The sequence below is a fragment of the Nocardia sp. NPDC051750 genome (assembly GCF_044453135.1).
Lineage (GTDB): Bacteria > Actinomycetota > Actinomycetes > Mycobacteriales > Mycobacteriaceae > Nocardia.
Genome location: NZ_JBITCK010000004.1, coordinates 613,961 through 637,666, shown reverse-complemented (window position 1 = coordinate 637,666; position 23,706 = coordinate 613,961). Strand labels below are relative to the sequence as shown.

Genomic DNA, 23,706 nt, shown 5'->3' with positions numbered 1-23,706 from the left:
ACTTCGATACGCAATGTTGCGAACAGCGTGATGCGCAAGCCTAACGACCCATCTCCCGGAACCGCAGCGCGGTCCCGCCGAAAACGCGTACCCGCCTTGCTCGTTCCCGTCGGCGGGCCGAATCCCCGCCGCGCCGAACGATACCCGTCACACCGGCCCGACCAGCCCCGACGGCGCGATACGCGACCACATCGCAACCGTGCCGAGATCTATCCGCGCCACAGCGCCGGAACCATACGCATACCTACGGTGTCCACGGATTGCCGATCAGCCTCCTTACGCTTCCCCCACTCGGGAACACCGAACCCGTCGCGGGCCCTTTCCGTTCCACCCCCGCGGTCCCCGGCACCGTGGGATGAAGGGATGACCGAAGTCCCTCCCCCGAGGTTGCTTCCAGTTTGCCATCGGTGACCGACCTTGCCCTCGTTGCGTTTGTCCCGGCCGCGTGCACTGCAACTCCGGACCCGGCTCGCACCACCGCTCCGGGGCGGGTGCCCGGATCCGCCCGCCGGCGATGCGGTATGGATTTCGGGAAGAAGCCGTCGACAAGGATGTGGCCCATGAGCAATGCCGCCGACCCCCGCGCCGCTGCCGCGCGCCTGGCCGCCGAACTCACCGGGCCCGGCGGGCCCTTCGAGATGGCAGCCGAAGAGGTACTGGGCACCCGGATCCCGGTGATGCGGCACCGGCGCCGGTCACTGCGCGAACTGCTCGACGCCTCACGCGCCTGGGGCGACCGCGACTACCTGGTCACCGCCGAACGCCGGATCTCGTTCGCCGAGCACGCGGACGCCGCAGAGGCCTTGGCACTGGCGCTGGCCGGCCGATACGGCATCGGCCGGGGCGATCGCATCGGCATCCTGGCCGCGAACACCCCCGAATGGGTGATCACCTTCTGGGCCGCACAATGCCTGGGCGCGATCGCGGTCGCCTATAACGCGTGGTGGGCGGAACCGGAAGTGGCCTACGGCATCGAGCACACCGCCCCGGCCGTCGTGGTCGCCGACGACCGGCGCGCCGCGCTGGTCGCCGGGACCGGGGTCCCGGTGCTCAGCACCACCGAGGATCTGCCCCGGCTGATCGCCGGCCACCGCGGCGCGGCCCCGGTGATACCGGTCGGCGAGGACGACCCCGCCGTGATCCTGTACACGAGCGGAACCACCGGCCGGCCGAAAGGCGTCGTACATACGCACCGGAACCTGATCGCCGTCACCGACTACCACCGCTACACCGACGCCGTGACCGCGGGACCGGCCGGCCCGCGCGAACCCAGCGACAAGCGGTTCCTGCTGACCTCTCCCCTGTTCCATATCGCCAGCCTGCACAATCTCGCGATCCCCCGCCTCGCCACCGGCGCCGCCGTCATCGTGCATACCGGCGCCTTCGACGCCGGGCGGGTACTGGACCTGATGGCGCGCGAACGGGTCACCAACTGGGGCGCGGTACCCACGCTCGCGGCCCGGCTGCTCGAACACGATCCGTCCGCCCACGACCTGACCGCGCTCACCTCACTCTCGCTCAACGCCGCACCCTCGTCCCCCGCGTTCCAGCAACGCCTGCGTGATCGATTGCCCTCGACCGGGATCGCGCTGACCACCAGCTACGGCCTCACCGAGAGTGGTACCGCCGCCACCGTCGCCACCCCCGCCGAACTCGCGGCCGACCCGGAAACCGTCGGGCGGCCGATCCTGGGGGTCTCCGTCGAGATCCGAGATCCCGCCGGTGTGCCGGTTCCCGACGGCACGGAAGGCGAGATCTGGATCCGCAGTCCCTATGTCATGCTCGGCTACTGGCAGGACGAGGCGGCCACGGCCGCGGTGCTCGACGGCGAACGCCGGCTGCGCACCGGAGATTTCGGCATGCTCCAGGACGGACGCCTGCGCATGGCGGGCCGCCGTAGCGATCTCATCCTGCGCGGCGGGGAGAACGTGTACCCGACCGAGATAGAGAACGTCCTCGACGAACATCCGGCGGTCCGCGAATCGGCCGTCCTCGGTATCCCGGACGACGAACTGGGACAGCGGGTCGCGGCCGTGGTCGTCGTCGAGGACCCGGCCACACTCGCTGCCGACGAACTCCGGGCCTTCACCGCGGACCGGCTCGCGTATTACAAGGTCCCGGAACGCTGGATCGTCACCGCCGAACCGCTGCCGCGCAATGCGACCGGAAAGGTGCTCCGCCGAGAACTCTCGGTGTGAGCGCAACCGCTCGCCTCCGGCGCCCGGGCTGAGTGGCTCCGCCGGGTCGGAAAGCACGACCGGACCGCTACGGCGTACCCGGAACGGCGCCACCGACCTGTAGCGGGGCGGCCTGCCTGCGCAGCCGCCACGGGTAGGTTTTTACGCTGTTGACGCCCAGCACCTGTACTGCGCATCACATCGATCGGCGCTGCTCGTTATGGTTGCACCACAGGGGGCGCACGGCGGCCAGGGAACCCCGGGCGCCGCGCACCGGAACACTGCGCTGGGCGAAAGGGATGACATGGCAGGCAAACGCACCGTCCTCACGGCGGGTTTGCGCCGGCTCTCGGTATTGCTGCTGGAGATGCGTGAGGACGCGGAACTGAGCAAAGAGGAGGTCAGCGCCCGGACCGGGATCAACGTGACCACCCTCTACCGCATCGAGACCGCCCAGGCCCGCCCGCAGCGCCGCACCCTGATGACCATGCTGGACCTCTACGGAGTCGAGCAGGCGCGGCGCCAGGAAGCCCTGGAACTGCTCTCCGACGCACAGAAACCCGGCATGTCGCGGCCGTACGAAGCCAGCCTTTCCGAGGTCTACGCCGCGTACATCAATTTCGAATCGGTGGCGCTGTCGGCCCGCCACTACCAGACCTCGTTCATCCCCGGCCTGCTGCAGACCGAGCAGTACGCCACGGCGGTGATCGACACCTGTATGCCGAAGCTGGAAGCCTCCGACCTGGAACGCCGGGCGCAGGCGCGGATGGACCGGGCCGCCGTCCTGGCCAAGGACGAACCGCTCGAACTGTGGGTGGTCCTGGACGAGGCCGCCATCCGCCGCGTGGTCGGCGGGCCGGAGGTCATGAGCGGCCAGTTGCGGCGGCTCGGTGAGGCAACCAAACGGAAGAATGTGATCCTGCAGATCCTGCCGTTCGACGCGGGCGCGCACCCCGGTATGGCCGGTTCCTTCACCATTCTCGATTTCCCCGACCCCAACGACCCCGAATTGGTCTATGTCGAAGGCATTTCCGGCGACGCGCTGGTCGAAGGCCATTCCGAGATCCGCCGGTTCGGCGTGATGTTCGACCAGCTGCGCGCGATGGCCCTCAGCCCCCGCGACTCCGCCGTGGTGATCGCCGAGGCCGCCGAAGCCATGAGCTGACAACGGAACACGCGCGAAGACACTCGACTCAGGAGTCGCCGGGCGGGACAACGGGTATATAGGTCGCACCAGGCCGATCACCGTTCTTGCCGGCCGTCGCGGAGAGATGAGGGGACCTTGGCAGACATCACCTCCCGGACCGATCCGGAGCAGCAGCCCGAACTGAAACGCGTCATCGGCCCGTGGCTACTCCTGCTGTTCATCGTGGGCGATATTCTCGGCACCGGTATCTACGCGCTCACCGGGCGGGTCGCCGGTGAGGTCGGCGGGGCGGTGTGGGTGCCGTTCCTGGTCGCCTTCGGGGTCGCCCTGATCACCGGCCTCAGCTATCTGGAACTGGTCACCAAGTATCCGCAGGCGGCCGGCGCGGCCCTTTATACCCACAAAGCCTTCGGTATCCATTTCCTGACCTTCATGGTGACGTTCGCGGTGATGAGTTCGGGTATCACCTCCGCCGCCACCGCGGCCAAGGCGTTCGCGGCGAATTTCGCCGAGGCCTTCGACTTCGACGGCGCGAACACACTGGTGCTCACCCTCATCTCGCTGGCCTTCATGGCCGCGGTCGCGGCGATCAATCTGCGCGGTGTCGGTGAGAGCGTCAAGGCCAACGTCCTGCTCACCTGTGTCGAATTGTCCGGTCTGCTGATCGTGATCTGTATCGGCCTGTGGGCACTCGGATTCGGTAACGGTGATTTCGGCCGCATCATCGAATTCGATACCGGCGACCGGTCCGCCTTCGGCGGGGTGATCGCCGCGACGACGCTCGCGTTCTACGCCATGGTCGGGTTCGAGGATTCGGTGAATATGGCCGAGGAAACCAAAGAACCCAGCCGGATCTTTCCGAAGATCCTGCTCACCGGACTGTTGATCACCGGCGCGATCTACGTTCTGGTCTCGATCACTGCGGTGGCGCTGGTACCCACCGAGAAACTGTCCGAGGGGGATACTCCGCTGCTGCAGGTGGTGGAGATCGGCGCACCCGGTTTCCCGACGCAGATCTTCGCCTTCATCACCATGTTCGCGGTCGCCAATTCGGCGCTGATCAATATGCTGATGGCGAGCCGGCTCCTCTACGGAATGGCCAAACACAAGGTTGTGCCCCGCTCACTGGGCCGGGTGCACCCGGCCCGGCGCACACCGTATATCGCCATCATCTTCACCACACTGATCGCGCTGGGTCTGCTGCTGATCGTGGGCGAGGTACCCGAACTCGGTGGTACGACAGCGCTGCTGCTGCTCGTGGTGTTCACCATTGTCAATATCGCGGTGCTGGTGCTGCGCCGCGACCGCGTCGAGCACCGTCATTTCCGTACCCCGACGCCGCTGCCCGTGCTCGGCGCGGTGTGCTGCGCGTACCTGGCCACGCCGTTCACCGACCGCAACCCGCAGCAATACGTGATCGCGGGTGTCCTGCTGGCTGTGGGTGTGGTCCTGTGGGCACTCACCGCGGCGTGGAACAAACCGCACAATGTCAGCCCCCTCGGTCCGGGGGTCGATATCTAGCCGCGCACCCCTCGTACGCCGCACCGGCCGGCCGGGAGCGGGCCGAATTCGCTGAAGTGACGAGCGCCCCCGCGATCGGTAACGTATTCGCCGATGACAAGCATGGACGCCAGATTCGGCGATGCGGCTGGGTCGGTGCCCCTGCCCAGCCCGTGGGATCTCAACACCTATCTCGCCGAGGTGGCCGCGTACCGGAAGCGGCCGATTTCGCTACAACCGGCGCACCGGTCGGCGCTGACCGAACTGGGATGCAACGGCAACGGTCTCTGGATCGCACGCAAACACGACGACATCATCGTCTACGACGCCTCGGCATCCGGACGCAATGCGGACCATATTGTGTTGCACGCCGTCGGCCATATGTTGCTCGGCCACGGCGGCCCGGGATCGGAGGACGCCGATATCACCCGGATCTCCCTCGGCGCCCTCAACCCCTCGCTGCTGGACGCGCTGGCCACGATCGCCCCGGGCTCGATCACCCAGATCCTGGGCCGCGACGATTTCGGCGCCGACCGGGAACGCGAAGCGGGCGTCTACGCCGAGATGACGATGGTGTACGCGGCACTGCCGCGGCGCCGGACCCGTTCGTTCTGGCCGTTCGGCCGCCGCAAGAACAAGTAGGAGCGGTCACGCGGCACGCGGGTGCCGGACGGGTGTACTGGATCACCGGCCGAGGGTCTACGCTTGTGGGCCGTGGCCGAACCGCAGACACCCGCCGCCCCGCATCCCGCTATCGCGCCCCTGGCGGGCCTACTGGGGACCTGGCGCGGCGCCGGACAGGGCGATTACCCCACCATCGAGCCGTTCGGCTATCTGGAGGAGATCACCTTCGGCCACCTCGGCCGCCCGTTCCTGACCTACCGGCAGCGCACCCGGCACGCGGACGACAACCGCCCGCTGCACGTGGAGACCGGCTACCTGCGCTGTCCCGGGCCCGACCGGGTGGAGCTGATCCTGTCCCATCCCACCGGTATCACCGAGATCTGCGAAGGAAAACTCACCCTCGCCGACGACGAGATCCGGCTGGAACTGGAATCCACCGCGATCGGTCTGAGCAGCACGGCCAAGACGGTCACCGCGCTCAGCCGGACCATCCACATGCACGGTGGCGTCATCGACTACACATTGCAGATGGGCGCCGTGGGCCTGCCCTTACAGGATCACCTGGCGGCCAGTTTGCATAAGGTCTGAACTGCGCGTAACGAACTCGTCACAAATTTCGAGGCCGTGGGTCACGATTTGCTCATCGCCGATTTTCCGTAGCTTTCCATCTTGTCTCGATGCGCAATTCCGGCTTAGGTTGACCTGAGCAGCAAATCATCAGATAACTCTTCCGCAGAGCCCGGCACCCGAGCTCGCTATCTGTCGAACCTCTGAACCGGAGGGAGCCGGAAAATGAAGCGTTCCACCGTTGCTCTCATCACCGCCGGATTGATTCTCGGCGGCACCGGAGTCGTCGAAATCCTCGGCACCGATACCGCCTCCTCGGCACCGGTCTCCGACCGGACCGTTTCGGTGGTGGCTCCCGCCCGCGTCAGCGATCCGGTGAGCACCGACAGCGGTCACCGCTACGCAACCGGACCCGCCACCCCGGCCACCGGACCGTAACCGCTCCGGTGACACATCAGTAACCCTCGGGCAGAGCGGCCAGCATCTCGCGGGTCACCGCGACCGCGTTATCGGAACTACCGCCGTTGACCAGCAACGTCGCGAATGCGAGGTCACCGCGGTAGCCGACGAACCAGGAGTGGGAGCCCCCGACCACTTCCGCCTCGCCGGTCTTGCCGAACACCTCGCCCTGGTCGGCGATCCGGTTGGCGGTTCCGGTCAGGACCACCTCGCGCATCATCGCCCGGAGCCCTCGCACGACCACGGGATCCAGTGCCGACCGGTGGCCGTCCACAATCGTTTCGCGGCCGGCTATCAGATACGGCGTCGGCGCGCTGCCGTGCGCGATCGCCGCGGCCGTCAACGCCATGCCGAACGGGCTGACCACAACCCGGCCCTGTCCGATTCCGTCCTCGGTCCGCTGGGTGCGGTCCGCGGAAACGGGTACCGAGCCGGAATAGGCCGGCAATCCGGGGATCGAATAGTCCGGGCCGATCCCGAATGCGGCCGCCGTCCCGGAAAGCGCCTCCGCCGGCAATTCACTGGCCAACTTGGCGAACGACGTATTGCACGACCGCGCATATGCGGCCGACATCGGGACATTCCCGATCGTGAAACCATTGTAATTCGGAATCATCCGCTCACCGATGGTGATCGCGCTCGGGCAGGCAACGACGGTATCCGGTGCCGCCAGACCCGCCGACATCGCGGCGGCCGCGGTCACCGTTTTGAACACCGAACCGGGCGGGTACTGGCCGATGGTGGCGACCGGGCCGTCGCGGTCGGCGGCCGCGTTCTGCGCGACCGCGAGAATCCCTCCGGTGGACGGTTCGAGAACTACCATCATGGCCTGCTCGCGGCGCCCGTCGACCGCGCGCTGGGCCGCGTTCTGGATATGACGATCCACACTGAGGGTGAACGACGGTGCGGGCCGGGCCGCTACCTCGTGCAGCACCCCGGTCTCCGCGCCGCCCGCATTGCGGGCCACCACCCGCCAGCCGGCCCGGCCGTCCACCTCGCCGATCACCGCCTGCCGCACCTGGGTCATCAGGTCCGGCGCGAACGACCGGTCGACCGGTGTGAGGTCCCATTCCTGGGTCACCCGGACTCCGGGCAACCCGATCAGCTGCGGACCGGCTCGGACGAATTCCGTTTCGTTCAGCACGATCACCGTGTACAGCCCGTCGGCGGCGCGTGCGGAATCCAGGATCCGCTCCGGCGTCAGCCGTTCGTCGACCCCGGTCAGCGCCTGCGACAACGCTGCCGCCACACGTTCCGGATCCGAACTCTCGGCGGCGTCGAAGGTCACCCGCGATACCGTGCCCGGGATCAGCACATCGCTACCGGACTGTTCATTCACCCGGGCGCCCGGGGCCGGGCGCACCGACAACGCCAGGGTTTGCGTATCACCGAGCCGGGGATGGACCGCCGCGCCGCTCCACCGGACGGTCCAGCCGCTACCGCTACGGACCAGCGGTAACCGGCCCGTGTACGACCAGCTGCGCCCGCCGGCCAGCCGCCATTCGTAGGTGTAGTCGACGGTGGCGGTATCCCCGGAGATCCGCGCCGCGCCGGACCGCGCATCCAGTTCCTCGGCGCCCAGTTCCGTCCAGGCGGAAGTGAGTGCGGGAAGGGCGTTATCGGGGCGGGTCGTGCGCCCGGCCGCGGCCTCGAGGTCTCGCTCGGCGAACGCCCGCAGGAAACCGTCGGCGGCGGTGATCGGGCCTTGCGAACCCACGAGGCATCCGGTCGTGGTGAAAGCAAGCACCGCGACCGCGACAACCAGTACCGGACGGAACCTCATCGGGGGTGATGGTAGCGACCCCACGCCGGTGATCACCTGCGGCACACCGGATCCGGCCCGGTCAGTCGAGCAATACGGTGGCGAAAGTGGCGATCTGCCGGAATCCGACCGCACGGTAGGCGCGGCGCGCGATCTCGTTGTAGTCGTTGACGTACAGGCTCGCCGTCCGCCCGGTGGCAACCACCGAGTTCGCCACGGCCGCCGTTCCCGCGGTTCCCAGGCCCTGCCCGCGGTGATCCGGATGTACCCAGACACCCTGGATCTGGCCGGTGCGCCGCGACATTGCCCCCACCTCGGCCTTGTATGCCACCTCACCGTCGACGAAGCGGGCCCAGGCCCGGCCGGCCCCGATGAGACCCGCGACCCGGCGACGATAGCCGCGGCCGCCGTCCCCGGCGCGGGGGTCCACCCCGACCTCTTCGATGAACATGGCGATGGCGGCGGCGAGATAGCGGTCCAGCTCGTCGGGCCGGACCTGGCGGACCTCCGGGTCCGCCGCGGCGAGGGCGGTGCCGGTGAGCGCCAGCAACGGCTGTCTGTCCCGCAACTCCCGCTCGGGGCCCCAATGGTCGGCCAGCATTTCCCACAGCGGGAGCGCGAGTTCCCGGCGCCCCACCACCGAGGAGCACATCCGCGGCCAGCGGATGGCGCGATCCGCGAACGCCCGCATCGCCTCGCGATCACCGCGCAGCGGGATCAGGTTCACTCCGGAGAAGCACAACGATTCCGCCGGGCCGCCGTGACTCCACAGCTCACCCTGGCCGCACCTGTTGTCCAGCCCGTATTCCTGTAGCCGGGCGGCGACCATACAGGCAGCCACCGGATCGTCGTCGAGCACCCTGAGCACCTGCCCCAGGTCCCGCTTGGCGAGCTGACGCGCGGGAACGTATTTCGCGCGCCGGGTCGGCTCCAGCAGACTCCGCACCTAGTACAGCCTGCCATGAACCGCCGCTGTTCGGTACAGATATCCCGAAAGCGTGCGGTGCCGTGGGCGAGCCGAGACAGCGGATATCCGCTCGCGGCCACCGCGAGCGGATATCCCGGCTCGGTCAGCCCACGCTGACGACCGGTTCACCGGTCCCGGCGTCCTCACCCATCTCCTCGGCGATCCGCATGGCTTCCTCGATGAGGGTTTCCACGATCTGCGCCTCGGGCACCGTCTTGACGACCTCGCCCTTCACGAAGATCTGCCCCTTCCCGTTACCCGACGCGACTCCGAGATCGGCTTCCCGCGCCTCCCCCGGGCCGTTGACCACGCATCCCATCACGGCGACGCGCAGCGGCACCTCCAAACCGTCCAAGCCCGCGGTGACCTCGTTGGCGAGGGTGTACACATCGACCTGCGCCCGCCCGCACGACGGGCAGGACACGATCTCGAGTTTGCGGGGCCGCAGATTCAGCGATTGCAGGATCTGCCCGCCCACCTTGACCTCCTCGGCCGGCGGCGCCGACAGCGAGACCCGGATCGTATCGCCGATCCCCTCGCTCAGCAGGGCACCGAACGCGACCGCGGATTTCACCGTGCCCTGGAACGCCGGGCCGGCCTCGGTGACACCGAGATGCAGCGGATAGTCCGATTGCGCGGCGAGCTGCCGGTACGCCTCGACCATCACGACCGGGTCGTTGTGCTTGACCGAGATCTTGATATCGCCGAACCCGTACTCCTCGAACAGGCTCGCTTCCCACAGCGCCGATTCCACCAGCGCTTCCGGGGTGGCCTTGCCGTACTTTTCCATCATCCGTTTGTCGAGGGAGCCGGCGTTCACGCCGATCCGGATCGGGATACCCGCGTCCCCGGCCGCCTTGGCGACCTCTTTGACGCGTCCGTCGAATTCCTTGATGTTGCCCGGGTTCACCCGCACCGCCGCGCAGCCCGCGTCGATCGCGGCGAAGATATAGCGCGGCTGGAAATGGATATCGGCGATTACCGGGATCTGCGATTTCTTCGCGATCGTGGGAAGCGCGTCGGCATCCTCCTGCCGGGGGCACGCCACGCGCACGATATCGCAACCCGATGCGGTGAGTTCCGCGATCTGCTGCAGGGTCGCGTTCACATCGTGGGTTTTGGTCGTCGTCATCGACTGCACCGAGATCGGGTGGTCGCTGCCCACACCGACCCCACCCACCATCAACTGACGGGTTTTGCGTCGCGGTGCGAGCACCGCGACCGGTGCGGTCGGCATCCCCAATCCGATTGTGCTGGTCACTTTCGGCTGCCTACTTTCGTACTGGTCCGGCCGGTCGGTGCCGAGTCTAGTCGCGCCGCGGTGAGGCGCCGCCGAGACATCGACTACACCGGCGACCAGCACCCGAGCTTCACCGGGGCGCAACCCCGGCGATGCCCGGCACGGTCGGCACTATCGACGAAAGCGCAGGTCAGCGCGGTTTACGACGGTAGATCACGTCGTAGACAAGGATCCCGGCGAGCGCTGCCGCGAACCCGATCAGGAACAGATTCTCGACCTGACCCGAATGGTTGCCGATCAGCATGCCGAGCAGCGCGATGATCACCACCACCGCGGCCACTCGGAAGGTCTTGCGCGATTCGCCGCTCCACCCCCAGGCCGCCGACGGAACCTCCGCAGGGTCCACCGTGGTGACATGCTGGTCAGTGGCGGGTTCGACGTCCGTGGCGGCCACGATCGCTCCTCCTCGAGAGAACGGATACTGCTCGATATCGTGGCATACGACCGCCCGTCGTAGCCAGTAGGGGCGCGGTCGGTGACAATGAGCGGGTGTCAGATCTCCGCAGAGTCCTCCTGCTCGGCAGCACCGGGTCCATCGGCACCCAGGCGCTCGAGGTGATCGCCGGCAACCCGGACAGATTCGAGATCGTCGGCCTGGCCGCCGGCGGTGGGAACACCGATCTGCTGGCGGCGCAGATGGCCGCCACCGGTACGGCCAATGTCGCGGTCGCCGATCCGGACGCCGCGGCCGAGCTCGGGGTTCCGTTCGCGGGTGCGGGCGCGGCGACGGAACTGGTCCGCAGTACCGAAGCCGATGTGGTGCTCAACGCACTCGTCGGCTCCCTCGGGCTGGAACCGACCCTCGCCACCTTGGAATCAGGGGCGACGCTGGCACTGGCGAACAAGGAATCGCTGGTGGCGGGCGGATCGCTGGTCACCCGGACGGCCCGGCCCGGCCAGATCGTGCCGGTCGATTCGGAGCATTCGGCCCTGGCGCAATGTCTGCGCGGCGGGCGGGCCGAGGAGGTCGACCGGCTGGTCCTCACTGCCTCCGGTGGGCCGTTCCGGGGCTGGACCACCGAGATGCTGGACGGGGTGAATCCGGCCGAAGCGAAAACCCATCCCACCTGGTCGATGGGGCCGATGAACACCTTGAACTCCGCGTCGCTGGTCAACAAGGGCCTGGAACTGATCGAAACACATCTGCTGTTCGGGATCCCCTACGACCGGATCGAGGTCACGGTGCACCCGCAGTCGATAGTGCACTCCATGGTCACCTTCACCGACGGCTCGACCCTGGCGCAGGCCAGCCCGCCCGATATGAAACTGCCCATCGCGCTGGCACTGGGCTGGCCGGACCGGGTGCCCGGCGCCGCCGCGCCCTGCGATTTCCGGGCGGCGGCCACCTGGACGTTCGAACCCGTCGACGATGCGGTGTTCCCAGCCGTGGAACTCGCCAGGGAGGCCGGTACGGCCGGTGGTTGTGTCACCGCGGTGTACAACGCGGCCAACGAAGTCGCGGTCCAGGCGTTCCTCGACGGCCGGATCCGCTTCCCGGAGATCGTGCGCACCGTCGCGCAGGCGGTCCGTGACGCCGGGCAGTGGCGCGCCGAGCCCGGCGAACTCGCCGAGGTCCTCGCGGCCGACGAATGGGCCCGTGACCGCGCTCGCACCCTGATCGGCCGGTAATCCGTGTCCCAGATGGTCGAGGCCCGACACCCGGACGGCTACTGTGGACACGTGCTCGCGGCCACTCCGGTCTCCGTGCGGGCCGGGAGTAATGAGCTGCGCATCGCAGGAGGGCTGTAGACCACATGCTGTTCGTGTTGGGGTTCGTGCTGTTCGCCCTCGGCATCACGATTTCGATCGCACTGCACGAATGCGGCCATATGTGGACCGCGCAGGCCACCGGAATGAAGGTGCGCCGGTATTTCATCGGTTTCGGCCCGAAGATGTTCTCGTTCCGGCGCGGGGAAACCGAGTACGGGGTCAAATGGCTCCCGCTCGGTGGTTTCTGCGATATCGCGGGAATGACCGCACTCGACGAACTCGAACCCGAGGAAGTCGACCGCGCCATGTACCGGCAGGCCACCTGGAAACGTCTCGTGGTGATGTCGGGCGGGATCGGGATGAACTTCCTGCTCGGTTTCCTCCTGATCGTTGTGCTGGCGGTCGGCTGGGGACTGCCCAACCTGAACCAGCCGCCGGAGACCGCGCTCGGCGAGATGAGCTGCGTGGCGCCACAGAACCCCGACGGCACGGTCGGCACCTGCACCGGAGAAGGCCCCGCACAGCGCGCCGGCCTGCAGCGCGGTGATGTGGTGACCGCGGTCGCCGGCGAGCCCGTGGACACCTGGAAGGAATTCCAGACGCTGACCCAGCAGCAGAACGGCCCCTTCACCTACACCATCGAACGCGGCGGGCAGACGATGGATATCCAGGTCGTTCCGGAACAGACGATGCGCTACCCCAGTGAAGGCGGGCCGGGCCGCGAGGTCGGCGTCGTCGGCGTGGGTCAGGAATTCTACGAACCGGTCCAGTACGACGTTCTCGGCGCGCTACCCGCTGCAGGGGCGTTCACCGGGGAAATGTTCGTGCGCACGTTCGAATCGCTGGCGCAGATGCCCGCGAAGGTAGCTTCGCTCTGGGATGCGGTGACCGGCGGGGAACGCGATCCGGAAACCCCGGTCAGCGTGTACGGCGCCAGCAAGATCGGCGGCGAAACCGCCGAACGCGGGTACTGGAATATGTTCATCCTCGTCCTGGCGAGCCTGAACTTCTTCCTCGGCGCGTTCAATATCCTGCCGCTGCTACCGCTCGACGGTGGCCATATCGCCGTCGTCCTGTACGAGAAGATCCGCAACACCTTCCGCGGCTGGAAGGGCCTCGCCCCCGGCGCTCCGGTCGACTACCTGAAACTGCTGCCGCTCACCTACGTCGCCGTCGTCATCGGCGGCGCGTACATGCTGCTCACCCTCGCCGCCGACATCATCAACCCGATCAACCTCTTCCCCTGACCCGCCGATTTCGCGCCCGGCTACCATCGCCCTCTGCGCAACGGGGCCAGTCACTACCTCCGGCAGATTCGCCTCGACACCACCGGCGTGACCGGCTATCCGTTCGACCTCCCCACGGTGCGCTACCTGGGCGAGACCGCCGGTCTACCGATCGGGGCCGGGGCGACTTTCCTGGTGGGCGAGAACGGCAGCGGCGACCATTTACCAGATCGACGACGGCCCATCGATACCGTCGCTTATGACCAGGCTCTCCCGGTGACGGTAACCCGGGAGTTCCTGGCCAGGCCGCAACACTATCTGCGATTTCTGGTCGGCGAGCACTGAGCGCCGGGAGCTCGTTCAAGGCGCGGCCGGGCGCTTTCGACAGCTGCCGAAAGCGCATTGTTCAATAGTTCAGCGCACCGGCACGACGGGCTCGGACGGCAGTCCGTGCACGAGGTTTTCCGGGGACAATGCGAAGGCCAGCTGTTCCTCCGTCATCAACGCTTTTTCCAGCACCAGGGATGCGACAGTTCTCCCGGTGGCGAGGGCTTCAGCGGCCACATCGGAGGCTGTGCGGTACCCGAGGTAGGGGTTGAGCGCGGTGACAACACCGATGGAAATATCGACCATCTCGCGTAACCGCTCGGTATTCGCCTCGATTCCGCTGATGCACCTCGTGGCGAGAATTCTGCAGGCACGCTCGAGCAGTTCGATGGAATTGAACAGGCAGTGCGCGATCACGGGTTCGAATGCGTTCAGTTGCAGCTGGCCGCTTTCCGCGGCCATGGTGACAGTCAGATCGTTTCCGATCACCCGGTAGGCAACCTGGTTGACCATCTCCGGTATCACCGGGTTGATTTTTCCCGGCATGATCGATGACCCGGCTTGCACACTGGGCAGGGTGATTTCGCTGAAACCGGCCCGGGGTCCCGACGACAGGAGCCGGAGATCGTTGCAGATCTTCGACATCTTGACCGCGGTGCGCTTCAATACGCCGGAGAGTTGCACGAACACGCCCACGTCTTGGGTGGCCTCGACCAGATCGGAGGCGGTCACGACATCGAATCCGGTGATTTCCCGCAGATGGGCCGTCACCAGCTCGGCGTAGCGTGGGTGCGCATTGAGCCCGGTGCCGATGGCAGTGCCGCCGAGGTTGATCTCGGAAATCAGCGAAGCCGATTCGGCGAGCCGCTCGATATCCTCGCGCAGCATCAGGCCCCATGCGCCGAACTCCTGGCCCAGTGTCATGGGGACCGCGTCCTGGAGCTGGGTGCGGCCGACCTTCAGAACTCCCGAGAACTCTTCCGATTTGGCCAGCAGCGCCGCGACGAGTTCGCTCAATCCGGCACGGAGACCGGCCATTGCGGCTTGCAGGCCCACTTTGATCGCCGTCGGATAGACATCGTTGGTGCTCTGGCCGAGGTTGACGTGGTCGATCGGGTGAACCCGGTCGTACCGGCCGCGGGCCAGGCCGAGCAACTCCAGGGCGCGGTTCGCTATCACCTCGTTGGCGTTCATATTCGTCGAGGTACCGGCTCCGCCCTGCAGGACGTCGACGACGAAGTGATCGTGCCAGCTCCCGTTGTGGATCTCGGTGCACGCTGCATCGAGAACTTCGGCAATATCGCCCGGGAGTAGATCGAGCTCGCGATTTGCTCGTGCTGCGGCTTGCTTGACTGCGGCAAGCGCCCGGACGAGCTCCGCATGTACTGCGATGGGCACGCCGGTGATAGGGAAATTCTCCACCGCTCTGGCGGTGTGAACCCCGTAGAGAAACTGTGCTGGGACCTCGCGGTCGCCGAGCAGATCGTGCTCGGTTCGTGTCGTCACTTGCTATACAGTCTCGACCGGAACGGTTTTTGTCAAGTCAACTGTGACGTAACCATTCACGCGGTTCAGTATGTGGCGGAGACCCGGAGTTTCCGGTCTCGGCGTCGTTAATTCCGGGTCGGGAGGGACCGGACCGGAACCAACTGAGACACCGAAATTACTTCGGACAGCGAATTTTTCGCGCGTCGTTCGAGCACCTGCGAATCGGTTTGTACCGCACCTCGATACAGCTACCGATAGTGCGTCGAGCAGATTGACGGACGGGTATTCGGTGGGGTTCGATACCTTCACCTATCCGAGAGCGGTTCAACGATTCCGCGCACAGGTTTCCGAGCCGATGTTCCCGTGCGCCTTCGCGGGGATCTCCACATTACGCACCGTCGACCGACTCGACCGATCGGAAATCGGCGGTACCGGTGTGCCGCTGATGAAAGCGTTCCTCGAAGCCCGCTGTGTAGACGGACGGTGCGGTCGAGGACGACGACTGCTCGATTATCCCGTCGTCCGCGATGTAGAAAATCGCGCGGCCGATGGCGATCTCGCCCGGCTGGGTCGGCGCGAATACCATCCAGCCCACACTCAACCGCTCGGCGACCAACTCCTCGACCGGATAATCGGAGGTGTCGATGCCCAGCCCGAGGATATGGTCGCGCACCGCGGCGAGCGCGCGATCGTGCGGCAGCGCTTCGGGAACCTCCGCCACCAGACCGGCCAGGGTCAGCTGATACAGCGCGCCGGCGATATCGTCGGACGGGTTGTCGAACAGGGCCGTCAGCGTATCGCGGGTCACCACACCGGCTTCCGCGGCGGTCACCAGATCGGCCGCGGCGGCGCGTTGCTGTTCATTCGGGTCCGCGCTCACCACACCGCAGACGACATCGGCCGCGGTCTGCGCCGACCACACGCCCGGGACTGCCGCACTGATCAGGTCCGCTGTTGCGGATTCACCGCGGAACCAGCGGCCGTGCTCCCACCAATAGCAGAACGAGAGCAGGCCGCGCGCCGCCCGCGGATTGAGCACCTGATTCGCTACCCACGCCGGGGCGCCCGCGTACACGTCCGGCATGGACGCGCCGTCGTTATAGGCGGCAACGAGTTCAGGGGCGTTCCACACGCCACCCGACAGCACCGCGCGGTCGCCGGGCAGCACGTACAGGGTGGCACCGCTGCGCGCGGAACCCTCGAAAACACCGAGCGCGGGCAGGATTCGGGGACCCCATTCCGAGCCGACGGCCACGAAGGCCGCCGCGATCGTCGCCCAGCGTGCCCACAGCAGCGGAAGCTCCGGGAAATCATCGGTGGACGGTACCGCGGCGATGCCGGCGTCCCGGTCGGCGCGTGCCTGCGTCTCCGCCAGCTGCGGCGGCCGCCACTGCCGGTTGCCGTGGCCGACATAGGCCGCCAGCCAGACCGGCACGCGGTCGCGCGGAAACGCCTCCAGATCCGCCAGATACGCGTCCGGGACCAGCAGCTGATCGTCCGGGAACGGCTCGTCGCCGTAGTCGTAATCGACCTCGAGCTCGCCGGTGACATCGAGCTGGACCACCATCCGCCACCACGGACCGTCACCGAGCCCGGCCGATATCTCACGCTGCTGCCGGACCAGTTCGACGACCGCCTCGGATGGTTCGAGCCTGGCCACCCGGTCGGCGTCGTCGTAGTACAGCGTGTAGGTCACCCCGCCCGCGACGGTGATGGCGAAGTACGCCTCGAGGCGTTGCCATCCTTCCGGGCCCGCGCCGGCGAGTTCGCGCGCGATAGTGTGCGTGAGCTCGGTCGCCTGCTGCTCGATCGAGGACGAGTCGTCGGCGGCGTCGGGGGACTCGGCCGCCGGCGCGGCCGAGTCGTTCACGGCCGCCGAGCCGTCCGCTGCCGTCGAGTTGCCTGCTTCGGCCGCGGCCGAACCATCCGCCGTCGGCGCGTCGGGGTCCACCGTGCCGGAATCACCGTGGGCGGCCGGCGATGACGGTGCCGCGGACGACTGCGGACCGCCCACGCGGAAGACAACGTCCGGAGTCTCGCCGCCTGCGGCGGAGTCCTGGTGCGGATGGTTCATTCGCTGTTGTCCTCCTCATCACTGCGATGGATGTACACCATCGCAGACACGGCCAAGTGTGCCGTGCACGTAACCGTCGCGCCAGGCGACCTTGCCCCGGCCCCGGCGCAGAGCCGACGAACGTTACGACCCCGTTTCAGGTCTCGTCGGGCAGCACGTCGCCCAGCTCTCGCGTCACGTGTTCCAGATACCGGGCGACGTACTGTCCGATGAGCTCGGCGGCCACCCGCCCCGGCATCGTCCTGGTCATCGACAGGTGCCCGACCAGTTCGGCCACATCGTGCGATTCGCGTTCCGAGCGGCGAAATTCCCGGACCGCGGTCCGCTCGAACATATCGACGAACTGCCGGGCGATATGGTCGCAATCGTCGCGCAGCCGGTCCAGCTCGTCCAGCACTCTGGCCGGTGCCACGCCGGCGCCCAGCAACTGCGCGGCGATATCGACCAGCTTCGGATCCTTGACACGGTAGGTGGTGGCGTCCGCCGGCTCGTACAACCCGACGGCGACGACCCGCGCGAGTCCGTTCGGGATCTCCCGATATCGTTCGGCGAGATCGGTTGCGGCAATGGTGGTTTCGACATCCGATCCGGCCGGCTTCGGCGGCGCGGGTGCGGCCTGGACGCTCATGCCGAGCACCTCCGCCAGGTCGTCGCCGCGGTCCCACGCGTCCAGCAGATCACGCACGCCGCTGAGCTTGATCCCACGCTCGAGCAAACGGCTGATGATACGCACCCGATTGAGGTGCTGTTCGCCGTAGAAGCCGGTGCGCCCCTTGAGTTCCGGGGGCGGCAGCAGACCGCGCTCGTTGTACACCCGCAGCGTGCGCACCGTCGTACCGGCCTCGCGCGCCAGTTCGTCGATCGTGAACTCCGAATCCACTGCCATACCTCCAGGAAACCACACCGAAACCTATCCCTACCCGCAGCGTAGCGATCGACCGGCGATCTCGGACTTGGGGTTTCCTCTGCGTTAATCGATCGCGCGAGGTCTTGCATGTGCCATATTTCAGCGGTACGTTACACCGAACATTGGTATGATCGGCATCACTGGAAAGGTCCCATCATGACCACCGTCAAACCTCCCCCCAGCACCGAATCCCACGCTCTCAATGCCGAGGATGCGGGCTACCACAAGTCCCTGAAGCCCCGCCAGATCCAGATGATCGCGATCGGCGGCGCCATCGGGACCGGACTGTTCCTCGGCGCGGGCGGCCGGCTCCACACTGCGGGCCCCGGTTTGTTCCTGGCCTACGCGATCTGCGGCGTCTTCGTCTTCTTCGTCCTGCGAGCCCTCGGCGAGCTGGTGCTGCACCGCCCGTCCTCCGGGTCGTTCGTCTCCTACGCCCGCGAGTTCTACGGGGAGAAACTGGCCTTCGGCGTGGGCTGGATGTACTTCTTCCACTGGTGTATGACCGGCATTGTCGATATCACCGCGATCGCCACCTACATGCACTTCTGGGGCGCCTTCGAGGTGGTTCCGCAGTGGGTGATCGCGCTGATAGCGCTGGTCATCGTGGTCGCGATCAATATGATCTCGGTGAAGTGGTTCGGCGAACTGGAATTCTGGGCCTCCCTGATCAAGGTCGTGGCCCTGGTCACCTTCCTGATCGTCGGCACCATCTTCCTGGCCGGCCGGTTCACGATCGACGGCGCCGCTACCGGGATCAGCGTGATCAGCGATAACGGCGGCCTGCTGCCCCATGGTGCGATGCCACTGGTCCTGGCCATCACCGGCGTCGTCTTCGCCTATGCCTCGGTGGAATTGATCGGCACCGCCGCCGGTGAGACGGAGAATCCGGCGAAGATCATGCCGCGGGCCATCAACTCGGTGATCGCCCGTATCGCGCTGTTCTACGTCGGCTCGCTCGTACTGCTTGCCCTGCTGGTGCCTTATACCGACTTCGACTCGGAGACCAGCCCGTTCGTGACGTTCTTCAGCAAGCTGGGCGTCGAGGGCGCCGGGACGGTCATGAACCTGGTCGTGCTGACCGCGGCGTTCTCCAGCCTGAACGCCGGCCTGTATTCGACCGGCCGCATCCTGCGGTCGATGTCGGTGAACGGCAGCGCGCCCAGTATCTACTCGCGGATGTCCACCCGCGGTGTGCCGTATGTGGGCATCCTCGCCACCGGCACGGTCGCGCTGGCCGGTGTCGGCCTGAACGCGATCGTCCCGGCCCAGGCGTTCGAGATCGTGCTGAATGTGTCGGCAATGGCCACACTGTTCGCCTGGACGGTGATCATCCTCTGCCAGCTGCAGCTGTGGCGGTGGTCGCGGGAAGGCAAGGTCGAGCGCCCCGCCTTCCGCCTGATCGGCGCGCCGTACACCAGTATCGCGACGCTGGTCTTCCTGGCGGGGGTGGTCGTCATCATGGCCACCAGCGACGACATAGTGCAGCGCGGTGCCGTCATCGGCATGGTGTGCATCGTGGCGCCGCTCATGGTCGGCGGCTGGTTCCTGGCCCGGCGCCGGGTGCTGGCCCTGGCGGCGGCCCGTGAGGGTCACACCGGGCAGTTCCCGGTGCTCCCCGAGCGGCCGATGAAACACCGTAATGAGGGCGGTGTTTCATCGGCCGGGGATATCACGGATCCGCCGTCGGCGAGTCGCACCCCGCCGGATGATGAGGCACAATCGCACTGATGCCCGTTGGTCCCGGCATTCGACCGTGACGCCATCGAAACCGGCCCCGCTCCGCAGCACGGATTCCCTCCGGCTGCGGAGCGGTCGGATTTTCCGGGCCACTGCGAAAGTTCGAGGTTCTGAGAAGGCGAATGGTCGAGAACTCCAGCCCATCCGGCCACCCGCAGCCGCTCACCTCGGCCGCCGGGCAGCTGCACGATGCCACCGATACGCCGGATCGATGGGGCACTCGGCGAACACTGGGCACCCGAACCAGTCCGTGGGAACCGGAGGAGGATGCCGACCTGTCACGGCCGGCGGAGCCGGATTCGGACGGACGGTCCCGCCCCGGTCTGCGCCGGATCGGGGCCGGGCTGATCACGCTGCCACCGGTGACACCGCTCGATCCGGCGGCCGCCGTGCTGCGCAATCCCGAAGTGCCCGAGGACAAACGGTTCTGCTGGAAATGCCGGCACCCGGTCGGGCGGTCCGGTAACGGCCGGCACGGTAGCTCCGAGGGCACCTGTGCGCACTGCGAATCACCGTTCAACTTCCGGCCGCTGCTCGAGCCCGGCGAGCTGGTCGCCGGTCAGTACGAGGTGCGTGGCTGCCTGGCCTACGGCGGGATGGGATGGATATTCCTGGCCCGCGATCGCAATGTCAGCAGCCGCTGGGTGGTGTTGAAAGGGCTGCAGAATCCTCTCGATATCGAGGCTCATGTGGTGGCACTGGCCGAACGTCAGTTCCTCTCGGAGATGGCGCATCCGGCGATCGTGAAGATCTTCAACTTCGTCAAACACCAGTCCGGGGACAGGATTCCGATCGGCTACATCGTGATGGAGTATGTCGGCGGACGCTCCCTGCGGACCGAGCTGGATCTCCGCGCCCCGGATCACCTCCCGGTCGCCGCGGCCATCGCCTACATGCTGGAAGTCCTTCCAGCACTGGACTATCTGCATTCCTTCGGCCTGGCGTACAACGATCTGAAGCCCGACAACATCATGGTCAGCGAGGCCGAGGTCAAACTCATCGACCTCGGCGCGGTCGCTGCCCGGGAGTCCGGTGGCAGCCTGTACGGGACCCTCGGATACCAGGCGCCGGAATTCGCCCGGACCGGGCCCACCGTGGCCTCCGATATCTATACGGTGGGCCGCACCCTGGCCGCCCTGACCATGAAGATCTCGACCGACCGGCACAGCCATAAGCTGCCCGGCCTTCCCTCCCCCGATGACGAACCGGTGCTGCGCCGCTATCCGTCGTTCGCACGCTTGCTGGCACGAGCCACCGAAGAGGACCCAGCACAACGCTTTCCGTCCGCCTATGCGATGTATCGCCAGCTCCTCGGCGTGCTGCGGGCCGTCCTCGCCGAGGACAACGACCGGGACTACCCGCAGGTGTCCACCGTATTCGGCGCTCCGCGCGGCGATTTCGGAATCGACACCCTGATCCGGCAGACCGACGGCATCGTCGACGGCGTGCACCGGGTGGCCGTCCTCGATCCGGCGAGTGTCGTTTCCGCACTGCCGGTACCCCTGATCGACAGCGAAGATCCCACCGCAGATCTGTTGTTGCCGCTACTGCACGGCGCGCCGCGCCGCGCCCTGGACACGCTGCGCCAGACCCGGGAGGACATGCGCACCGGCAAGATCGCTACACCCGGTAACTTCGAACTGGAAGGCATCCTGACAGAGGTCCGCGCCTATCTCGATCTGGGCGAGGTGGAATACGTGCGCGCCAAACTCACCGGCCTGCGGCTGGAAAGCCGCACGGACTGGCGTATCGACTGGTATTCGGGAGTTGCCGAACTCACCAGCGGCGACTACGAGAAGGCCTACGAGCAATTCGATCTCGTGCATTCCACGGTTCCCGGCGAGATCGCACCACAGTTGGCTCTGGCCGCGACCGCCGAACTCCTGCTCGACACCGGCGCACCGGATCAGGATCGCTGGAACCGGGCGGCGATCGAGTACTACCGGGCCGTCTGGCAGACCAATCACGGCGTAGCGAGTGCGGCATTCGGCCTCGCCCGCCGGCTCGCCGCCGCCGGCGACACCACCGGGGCAGTCGCCACGCTGCAACTGATGCCCGAGACCTCACGGCACCACAATGTGGCACGGCTGACCGGCTGCCTGCTGCTGGTCTCCCGTCCGATTGCCGACCTCACCCGATCCGATCTCGACGCGGCCGCCGAGCGCCTGCAGGAGCTCCCCGACGAACCCCGCCTCCAGCAGATGCGAGCCCTCGTCCTGGGCGCCGCCCTGGCCTGGCTGCGAGAAGGCGAAGGCCCGCAGGACCCGGATGCCACCATCCTCGGCCTGCGTTACACCGACGAGGAACTCCGTAAGGGGATCGAGCTGGTGCTGCGTCACATCGCCCGCACCGCACCGCGGCGGTTACAGCGGTACGCCCTGATCGACCTGGCCAATTATCTGCGGCCCCGGTCCTGGTGGTGATCAGCGCAGCGCACCCTCGTCCTGACCGTCGATCACATCGACGACGTATCCGGCGATGGCGAGCGCGGAGGTCGCCGCGGGCGAGGGTGCATTACGGACAGCGGTGATCGGGCCCAACCGGTCGATCCGGAAATCGTCGACCAGCGTGCCGTCGGCATCCAACGCCTGTGCGCGCACTCCGGCTCCGCCGCGCACCACATCCGCCGCGCCGATCTCGGGGATGTAGCGCTGCGCCTTCCGCATATAGGCCGCCGTCGATACCGACCCGTACATCTCCTCGATCCCCGTACGCCAATGCTGCCGCGCCATCCTGCGGAACCCCGGCCAGCTCACCGTACTCGCGAGATCTCGCGGTGACACGCGGGAGCGTCGATAACCGTCCCGCGCGAAAGCGAGTACGGCGTTCGGCCCCACCTCCACCGTCCCCGACACCCGCCGCGTGAAATGCACTCCCAGGAACGGATACCGGGGATCGGGGACCGGATACACCAGCCCACGCACCAAACCGGCTTTCCGCGGCGCGACGTTCATGTACTCACCGCGGAAAGGGATTATGCGCGGGCCGGATTCGGCTCCCGCCATCCCCGCCACGGTGTCGGCGTGTAATCCGGGGCAGAGCACGACCTGATCCGCGCGCAGAACCTGCTCCCCCGTGCCGAGCTCGGCGCCCGAGGCGATACGCGTGATCCGATGGACCGGACTCGATGTCCACACCTCACCACCCGCGGCGACCACGTCCGCCGCGAACGCCTCGGCCACGCGCCGGAAATCGGTGATCGCGGTATACGGTGAGTACAGCGCCGCGACTCCCGCCGCGAACGGTTCGATATCGCGGATACCCGCCGAATCCACCCGCCGCAGCCCCGGCACAGCATTCTGCCCCGCACGCGCCTCCAGGACGTCCAGGCGACCCATTTCCTCGTTGTCCACCGCGACAACAAGTTTGCCGCACTCCTCGTAGGGCAGACCCCGCTCGGCACAATAGTCGCGCAGCATCCCCCGCCCTCGCGCACAGAGAACGGCCTTCAAACTCCCCGGCTGGTAATAGATCCCGGCGTGCACCACCCCGGAGTTGTGCCCGGTCTGGTGCACAGCTACCCGGTCTTCCTTCTCCAGAACCACTACACGGTCCCCGGGATGCCGGCGGCCGATTTCGCGGGCAACCGCGAGTCCCACGATCCCCGCACCGACAACGACGACCACCCGGTCGGCCATACCTCGCTCCGATCAACGTGCGTCGAGCCTGTGGGTTCGACGACTCCTCATTCTGCTCCAACAGGATGATCAGGTACCGCCGAAAACCAGCCG

19 protein-coding genes are annotated in these 23,706 nt (G+C 67.0%); 11 read left to right on the top strand and 8 right to left on the bottom strand.

Annotated features, from left to right (window positions below; all coding sequences use genetic code 11):
* The first annotated feature begins 560 nt into the window (after positions 1-560).
* From ACIA75_RS21305 to ACIA75_RS21280, 6 genes are all read left to right on the top strand, one after another.
* Positions 561-2,198 carry a class I adenylate-forming enzyme family protein gene (locus ACIA75_RS21305; protein WP_397106503.1) on the top strand — a complete coding sequence of 546 codons (1,638 nt, stop codon included), beginning with the start codon at positions 561-563 and terminating at the stop codon, positions 2,196-2,198.
* A 283-nt stretch (positions 2,199-2,481) separates the two neighbouring features.
* Positions 2,482-3,342, top strand: coding sequence for a helix-turn-helix transcriptional regulator (locus ACIA75_RS21300; RefSeq protein ID WP_397106501.1), 861 nt, complete (start codon positions 2,482-2,484; stop codon positions 3,340-3,342).
* Between the two features lie 117 nt (positions 3,343-3,459).
* The gene (locus tag ACIA75_RS21295; protein ID WP_397106499.1) at positions 3,460-4,845 is read left to right on the top strand and encodes an APC family permease; all 1,386 of its coding nucleotides are present in this window, start codon (positions 3,460-3,462) and stop codon (positions 4,843-4,845) included.
* Between the two features lie 93 nt (positions 4,846-4,938).
* Positions 4,939-5,466: a hypothetical protein gene (locus ACIA75_RS21290; RefSeq protein ID WP_397106497.1), complete on the top strand. Its 528-nt coding sequence runs from the start codon at positions 4,939-4,941 to the stop codon at positions 5,464-5,466.
* Between the two features lie 72 nt (positions 5,467-5,538).
* A complete protein-coding gene (locus ACIA75_RS21285; RefSeq protein WP_397106495.1) occupies positions 5,539-6,036 on the top strand; it encodes a peroxynitrite isomerase in 498 nt (165 codons plus the stop codon).
* Between the two features lie 204 nt (positions 6,037-6,240).
* Positions 6,241-6,453, top strand: coding sequence for a hypothetical protein (locus tag ACIA75_RS21280; protein WP_397106493.1), 213 nt, complete (start codon positions 6,241-6,243; stop codon positions 6,451-6,453).
* A 16-nt stretch (positions 6,454-6,469) separates the two neighbouring features.
* Here ACIA75_RS21280 and ACIA75_RS21275 read toward each other — a convergent pair whose 3' ends face one another.
* The 4 genes from ACIA75_RS21275 to ACIA75_RS21260 form a co-directional block, all read right to left on the bottom strand.
* Positions 6,470-8,257, bottom strand: coding sequence for a penicillin-binding transpeptidase domain-containing protein (locus ACIA75_RS21275; RefSeq protein ID WP_397106491.1), 1,788 nt, complete (start codon positions 8,255-8,257; stop codon positions 6,470-6,472).
* Between the two features lie 61 nt (positions 8,258-8,318).
* Positions 8,319-9,182, bottom strand: coding sequence for a GNAT family N-acetyltransferase (locus tag ACIA75_RS21270; protein ID WP_397106489.1), 864 nt, complete (start codon positions 9,180-9,182; stop codon positions 8,319-8,321).
* A gap of 124 nt (positions 9,183-9,306) precedes the next feature.
* On the bottom strand, positions 9,307-10,464 hold the full coding sequence (gene ispG, locus ACIA75_RS21265) for a flavodoxin-dependent (E)-4-hydroxy-3-methylbut-2-enyl-diphosphate synthase (RefSeq protein ID WP_397106487.1): 1,158 nt from the start codon (positions 10,462-10,464) through the stop codon (positions 9,307-9,309).
* Between the two features lie 169 nt (positions 10,465-10,633).
* On the bottom strand, positions 10,634-10,897 hold the full coding sequence (locus ACIA75_RS21260; RefSeq protein ID WP_397106485.1) for a DUF2631 domain-containing protein: 264 nt from the start codon (positions 10,895-10,897) through the stop codon (positions 10,634-10,636).
* Between the two features lie 95 nt (positions 10,898-10,992).
* Here ACIA75_RS21260 and dxr point away from each other — a divergent pair, with 95 nt between their 5' ends.
* From dxr to ACIA75_RS21245, 3 genes are all read left to right on the top strand, one after another.
* On the top strand, positions 10,993-12,132 hold the full coding sequence (gene dxr / locus ACIA75_RS21255; protein ID WP_397106483.1) for a 1-deoxy-D-xylulose-5-phosphate reductoisomerase: 1,140 nt from the start codon (positions 10,993-10,995) through the stop codon (positions 12,130-12,132).
* A 125-nt stretch (positions 12,133-12,257) separates the two neighbouring features.
* Positions 12,258-13,460 carry a M50 family metallopeptidase gene (locus ACIA75_RS21250; protein ID WP_397106481.1) on the top strand — a complete coding sequence of 401 codons (1,203 nt, stop codon included), beginning with the start codon at positions 12,258-12,260 and terminating at the stop codon, positions 13,458-13,460.
* An 87-nt stretch (positions 13,461-13,547) separates the two neighbouring features.
* Positions 13,548-13,784, top strand: a complete 237-nt coding sequence (locus ACIA75_RS21245; RefSeq protein ID WP_397106479.1) for a hypothetical protein — start codon at positions 13,548-13,550, stop codon at positions 13,782-13,784.
* 69 nt (positions 13,785-13,853) lie between these two features.
* Here the strand turns inward: ACIA75_RS21245 and ACIA75_RS21240 are convergent, their stop codons facing one another.
* From ACIA75_RS21240 to ACIA75_RS21230, 3 genes are all read right to left on the bottom strand, one after another.
* Positions 13,854-15,272: an aspartate ammonia-lyase gene (locus ACIA75_RS21240; RefSeq protein WP_397106477.1), complete on the bottom strand. Its 1,419-nt coding sequence runs from the start codon at positions 15,270-15,272 to the stop codon at positions 13,854-13,856.
* A gap of 370 nt (positions 15,273-15,642) precedes the next feature.
* Complete coding sequence (locus ACIA75_RS21235) at positions 15,643-17,328, bottom strand: hypothetical protein (RefSeq protein WP_397106475.1); 1,686 nt, start codon at positions 17,326-17,328, stop codon at positions 15,643-15,645.
* 136 nt (positions 17,329-17,464) lie between these two features.
* Positions 17,465-18,214 (bottom strand): MerR family transcriptional regulator, encoded by a 750-nt coding sequence (locus ACIA75_RS21230; RefSeq protein ID WP_397106473.1) that lies wholly within the window; start codon positions 18,212-18,214, stop codon positions 17,465-17,467.
* Positions 18,215-18,391: 177 nt separating this feature from the next.
* Between ACIA75_RS21230 and ACIA75_RS21225 the strand changes: the two genes are divergently transcribed.
* Positions 18,392-19,966: an amino acid permease gene (locus ACIA75_RS21225; protein WP_397106471.1), complete on the top strand. Its 1,575-nt coding sequence runs from the start codon at positions 18,392-18,394 to the stop codon at positions 19,964-19,966.
* Positions 19,967-20,097: 131 nt separating this feature from the next.
* Positions 20,098-22,398: a tetratricopeptide repeat protein gene (locus ACIA75_RS21220; RefSeq protein WP_397106469.1), complete on the top strand. Its 2,301-nt coding sequence runs from the start codon at positions 20,098-20,100 to the stop codon at positions 22,396-22,398.
* Here the strand turns inward: ACIA75_RS21220 and lhgO are convergent, their stop codons facing one another.
* Positions 22,399-23,613 carry an L-2-hydroxyglutarate oxidase gene (gene lhgO, locus ACIA75_RS21215; RefSeq protein ID WP_397106467.1) on the bottom strand — a complete coding sequence of 405 codons (1,215 nt, stop codon included), beginning with the start codon at positions 23,611-23,613 and terminating at the stop codon, positions 22,399-22,401. It abuts the gene before it with no gap.
* Between the last annotated feature and the right edge of the window lie 93 nt (positions 23,614-23,706).

What these genes read in the sequence shown, in the direction of transcription:
- lhgO (WP_397106467.1), bottom strand. Translation starts at nt 23,613, where the DNA reads ATGGCCGACCGGGTGGTCGTCGTTGTCGGTGCGGGGATCGTGGGACTC.
- ACIA75_RS21275 (WP_397106491.1), bottom strand. Translation starts at nt 8,257, where the DNA reads ATGAGGTTCCGTCCGGTACTGGTTGTCGCGGTCGCGGTGCTTGCTTTC.
- ACIA75_RS21290 (WP_397106497.1), top strand. Translation starts at nt 4,939, where the DNA reads ATGACAAGCATGGACGCCAGATTCGGCGATGCGGCTGGGTCGGTGCCC.
- ACIA75_RS21305 (WP_397106503.1), top strand. Translation starts at nt 561, where the DNA reads ATGAGCAATGCCGCCGACCCCCGCGCCGCTGCCGCGCGCCTGGCCGCC.
- ACIA75_RS21300 (WP_397106501.1), top strand. Translation starts at nt 2,482, where the DNA reads ATGGCAGGCAAACGCACCGTCCTCACGGCGGGTTTGCGCCGGCTCTCG.
- ACIA75_RS21230 (WP_397106473.1), bottom strand. Translation starts at nt 18,214, where the DNA reads ATGGCAGTGGATTCGGAGTTCACGATCGACGAACTGGCGCGCGAGGCC.
- ACIA75_RS21225 (WP_397106471.1), top strand. Translation starts at nt 18,392, where the DNA reads ATGACCACCGTCAAACCTCCCCCCAGCACCGAATCCCACGCTCTCAAT.
- ACIA75_RS21220 (WP_397106469.1), top strand. Translation starts at nt 20,098, where the DNA reads ATGGTCGAGAACTCCAGCCCATCCGGCCACCCGCAGCCGCTCACCTCG.
- ACIA75_RS21235 (WP_397106475.1), bottom strand. Translation starts at nt 17,328, where the DNA reads ATGAACCATCCGCACCAGGACTCCGCCGCAGGCGGCGAGACTCCGGAC.
- ACIA75_RS21280 (WP_397106493.1), top strand. Translation starts at nt 6,241, where the DNA reads ATGAAGCGTTCCACCGTTGCTCTCATCACCGCCGGATTGATTCTCGGC.
- ACIA75_RS21250 (WP_397106481.1), top strand. Translation starts at nt 12,258, where the DNA reads ATGCTGTTCGTGTTGGGGTTCGTGCTGTTCGCCCTCGGCATCACGATT.